A 4,306-nucleotide genomic window follows, 5' to 3' on the forward strand; every position below is an offset into this window, starting at 1 on the left:
GTCGGCGCGGCCGCTGCGGGCCGGAATGAACCCCTCGGGCCGGCCGCGCACCCACTACGCGTTCCCGTTCTCCGATCAGTACACCCTGCGCCGCACGCTCGACGTGCCGGAGGTGACGACCCGGCTGAGCCTGGACTCGGGGCTGCTGACCGGACTGCTGTTCGCGCTGCGCGGCGCCGGTGTCTTCCGGGCGGCGCGGCTGGCCGGGCTGGAGCCGGCACTCACCGCCGCGTTCGCCCGGGCGCGGATCGGCGGCGACGACTTCGCCGTCCGGGCCGACGGGTACTACCAGGGCCGCCACGCCGCACGGGTGCTGACGGCCCGTTCGCAGACCCGGATCACGGGCCTGGTCGCCGCGGAGGTGGCGGCCCGGGTGCACGCCGGCGACGTGCCGGCCGGTGTACACCACATCGAGCAGGTGCCCGAGGTCTTCGCCGGCCTGCCGGCGGCGCTGACCGGGGACGGTCTGACCTCCTGGCGGGTCGCCGACCGCAGCTGACGGGGCGCCCGCCGGCGCCCCTGGAGACGTCGCCGGCGCCCCGGGGGATGTCACCGCCCGGCCCCTCGCCGCTCGGGGAGCGGCGAGGGCGCGTCCGCCGCGGACTCCTCCCCGTCCTGCCGGCCGGGGGCGGCGGCGAGCCGGGCGGCGAGCTTCTCGCCCTCCATGTCGACGTGGGGGACGACCCGTTCCAGGAAGGAGGGGAACCACCACGCGGCCCGCCCGAGGAGCGCCATCACGGCGGGCACCAGCGCCATGCGGACCACGAAGGCGTCGACGATCACTCCGACCGCGAGGGCGAGGCCGATGGGCTGGACGATCGGGTCGTGGCCGAACGCGAAGCTGCCGAAGACCGAGATCATGATCAGGGCCGCGGCCGTCACCACCCGGGCGCCGTTGCCGAACCCGGAGACCACGGCCGCGCGGGGCGGGGCGCCGTGCGCGCGCTCCTCCTTCATCCGGGAGACCAGAAACAGCTCGTAGTCCATCGCCAGACCGAAGAGGACCCCGATGAGCAGGATCGGTAGAAAGCTGACGACGGGCCCGGTCCGGGGCACCGGGATCACCTCGTTCAGCCAGCCCCACTGGTAGACGGCGACCACCGCGCCCATGGCGGCGGCGACGCTGAGCAGGAAGCCGACGACGGCCTTGACGGGCACGAGCACCGAGCGGAAGGCCAGGGCCAGCAGGACGACGGAGATCCCGGCGATGACGAGCAGGAAGGGCGGCAGCGCGTCCCCGAGCTTCTTCGAGACGTCGATGTTGCCGGCCGTGGTGCCCGAGACCTTCAGATCCACGCCGGCCTCGCGCAGCTTCCCGCGCTGGGCACGGATGTCCGAGACCAGGTCGGCGGTGACCTTCGAGTCGGGGCCGCCGGCCGGGATGACGGGGATGGCGGCCACCGTACGGCTCGCGTCGAAGGAGGGCGGCAGGGGCGTGACGACCCCGTGCAGTCCGGCCAGCCGCTGGGTGACGAGCTGGACGGCCTGGTCCGGGCGCGGGGCGCGGGAGACGTCGACGACGGCGATCAGCGGGCCGTTGAAGCCCTGCCCGAAGCCCTCGCTCACCAGGTCGTAGGCGGTGCGGGCGGTGGTGTCCCGCGCGTAGGAGCCGCCGCCCGGCAGTCCCAGCCTGAGATCCTTGACGGGCACGGCCATCGCGCCGACGCCCACGAGGCAGGCCAGCAGGACGACGACCGGATGCCGGACGACCAGACGGCCCCAGCGCTCGCCCGCCGCCGTCCGGCCGGAGGAGCCGGCCGCCGGGGGCCGCAGGCCGGGCACGCGCAGCCGGTTGACGGAGTGTCCGGCGAATCCGAGCAGCGCCGGCAGCAGCGTCACCGCGACGAGCATCGCGACGACGACGGCCCCGGCGGCGGCCAGGCCCATCACGGTCAGGAACGGCACGCCGGCGACGGCCAGGCCGGCGAGCGCCACGACGACCGTGGCGCCCGCGAAGACGACCGCGCTGCCGGCCGTGCCGTTGGCCCGGGCGGCGGCCTCCGCGGGCGGCATGCCCTCGGCGAGGTTCTGCCGGTGCCGGGAGACGATGAAGAGGGCGTAGTCGATGCCGACCGCCATGCCGATCATCAGGGCGAGCACGGGCGCGGTGGAGATGATGTCGAACGCGCCGGTCAGCGCGAGCAGCGCCGCCATGCCGACGCCCACACCGACCAGCGCGCCGGCCATCGGCATCCCGGCGGCGACCAGCGATCCGAAGGTGATCAGCAGCACCAGCACGGCGACGCCGACGCCGATGGCCTCGCCGCCCTCGACCTGCACGGTCGGGGTGTAGGCGTCCCCGCCGAACTCGACCTGCAGCCCGGCCTTCCGGGCCGGTCCGGCGGCATCGCGGACGGCGTCGCGTGGGCCCTGGCCGAGGTCCCTCAGCTTCTTGTCGAAGACGACCTGGGCGAAGGCGATCCGCCCGTCCTTCGAGACCGCCTCGGAGGCGAACGGTTCGTGCACGCCGGCCACTCCGGGAGCCCTGCCGACGGCCTGCGCGGCGGCCTGGATCGCGGTGCGCCGCTCCGGCGTGGTGAGCGTCTCGCCCTCGGGCGCGGCGAAGACGACCTGCCCGGAGGCGTTCGCGTACTCGGGAAGGGTGTGCGCGATGCGGTCCAGTGCGGTCTGCGCCTCGGTGCCGGGCACCCGGAACTCGTCGCTGGTCTTGCCGGAGAAGCCGGCTGCGAGCCCGCCGAGGGCGATCAGGAGGGCCAGCCAGAGGGCCAGCACGGCCTTGCGGCGCCGGTGACAGGCGGCCGCCAGACGGTAGAGGAACGTGGCCATCAGCTGCCTCCAGGGTGCGGTCGGGCCCGCGCGAAGTGCGGTGGCGGACCGAGGAGTTGCGACTCTCACCATACGCATGACTTGGTCGCCTGACAAAGTCATTCGACGAAGTCGCTTGAGGAAGCGGCTTTACCGAGTCGATACTCTTGGCCCATGGCCCACGTCCCCGCCGTCGAACGGCGCCCGCAACTCGTCCAGGCCGCCATCGAGCTGATGGCCCGCGAAGGAGTCGACGCCGGAAGCACCCGCGCCATCGCCGCCGAACTCGGCGTGGCGCAGGCGACGGTGCACTACACCTTCGGCACCAAGCGCGATCTGTACCGCGCCGTCATCGAGCAGCTGACGGCCGAGCTGGTCGAGCAGGTGCGCGGCGCGGCGCCCGCCGGGCGGGACTTCGAGACGTCGCTGCGGCTCATGGCCCGGGCCCTGTGGGAGGGGCTCCGGGCGCACCCCGGCCGCTATCTGCTCTTCATCGAGCTGATGACGTACGCCCTGCGGAACGCCGATCTGCACGAGGTCGTCCGCACCCACCAGCGCGAGCTGGAGGAGACGGCCGCCGGGATGATCTCCGAGGTCGCGGAGCGCACGGGGCGGCCGCTGGCCGTCGAGGCGGTGACGCTGGCGCGGTTCTTCCTGACCGGTTTCGACGGTCTGGCGCTGCGTCATCTCGTCGTCGAGGACGACGCGTCCGCCGTCGCGCTGGAGCAGCTGGTGGCGGCCGCGCTCGCCCTCGCGGGCACGGACGGGGGCTGAGCGCGCGCCGTCAATAGGCGCGCACCAGCAGCTTGAGCCCGGCCGAGCCGAACAACTGCCGGAACTCCCGGCCCCGGTAGTCGGCCCGTACCTCGAAGCCGTTGCGTTCCCAGGCGCGCTGGGCGCGCTCGTTGCCGTGCAGGCACATGATCTGGGCGTGCTCGTGCCCACGCAGCCGCCCCAGGTCGAGGGCGTGCCCGAGCAACACGTCGACGACACCGGTGCCGCGGCTCGCGGGCAGGACGGCGACGTTCTCGACGGCCCAGGAGTCGCTGTAGTCGGCCGGGGCGCAGGAGCGGAACACGCGCCCCCGGTCGAGCGCCTTCTCCAGCGTCCTCCCCTCCGGCCGCCCGGTCCGCGCGGCCAGCGCGGCGAACTCCGCGGCGAGCGCGTCGCTGCCCTCGGTGGCCGGGTCGTAGGCGGTGAGCGCACCCGCCGGCACGCCGTCCACCTCGGCCACCCAGCAGCGGGACAGATGGCACCAGTGGGGCCGGGGCGAGCGCGCGAGCGCGCCGAGGAGCTCCGCCACCACGCCGGGCGGCTCGTCGAAGATCGCCTCCCAGCAGGAGCGCCGCAGGTGCGAGGTCGCGGCCGTGACCATCGCCCACACGAAGAAGTCGAGGTCCTTCTCGCCGGCCCGGCGCACCGAGACGACCGGAGCCTTCGTCACTATCCGGTCATCGGTGTCACCCTCGACATGGAGTACGACGGCGACGGCGCCCGGGTGAACTCCGAGGGCGCCGGGGGACCGGCCGTGGCGCCCGGC

Annotated in this window: 3 protein-coding genes and 1 pseudogene; 2 read left to right on the top strand and 2 right to left on the bottom strand. The window is 74.2% G+C overall.

What is annotated here, in order from left to right:
• Positions 1-499: pseudogene (locus tag AB0K09_RS30340) on the top strand (saccharopine dehydrogenase); the annotation flags it as partial.
• Positions 500-549: 50 nt separating this feature from the next.
• On the opposite strand, the gene AB0K09_RS30345 reads toward AB0K09_RS30340, so the two are convergent.
• Positions 550-2,787 (bottom strand): MMPL family transporter, encoded by a 2,238-nt coding sequence (locus AB0K09_RS30345; protein WP_366068616.1) that lies wholly within the window; start codon positions 2,785-2,787, stop codon positions 550-552.
• 153 nt (positions 2,788-2,940) lie between these two features.
• Here AB0K09_RS30345 and AB0K09_RS30350 point away from each other — a divergent pair, with 153 nt between their 5' ends.
• Positions 2,941-3,540 (top strand): helix-turn-helix domain-containing protein, encoded by a 600-nt coding sequence (locus AB0K09_RS30350; RefSeq protein WP_366068617.1) that lies wholly within the window; start codon positions 2,941-2,943, stop codon positions 3,538-3,540.
• 10 nt (positions 3,541-3,550) lie between these two features.
• Here the strand turns inward: AB0K09_RS30350 and AB0K09_RS30355 are convergent, their stop codons facing one another.
• Positions 3,551-4,141 carry a GNAT family N-acetyltransferase gene (locus tag AB0K09_RS30355; protein WP_366068618.1) on the bottom strand — a complete coding sequence of 197 codons (591 nt, stop codon included), beginning with the start codon at positions 4,139-4,141 and terminating at the stop codon, positions 3,551-3,553.
• Positions 4,142-4,306 lie beyond the last annotated feature (165 nt).

This window comes from Streptomyces sp. NPDC049577, assembly GCF_040675635.1.
GTDB lineage: Bacteria > Actinomycetota > Actinomycetes > Streptomycetales > Streptomycetaceae > Streptomyces.

What these genes read in the sequence shown, in the direction of transcription:
- AB0K09_RS30345 (WP_366068616.1), bottom strand. Translation starts at nt 2,787, where the DNA reads ATGGCCACGTTCCTCTACCGTCTGGCGGCCGCCTGTCACCGGCGCCGC.
- AB0K09_RS30350 (WP_366068617.1), top strand. Translation starts at nt 2,941, where the DNA reads ATGGCCCACGTCCCCGCCGTCGAACGGCGCCCGCAACTCGTCCAGGCC.
- AB0K09_RS30355 (WP_366068618.1), bottom strand. Translation starts at nt 4,141, where the DNA reads ATGGTCACGGCCGCGACCTCGCACCTGCGGCGCTCCTGCTGGGAGGCG.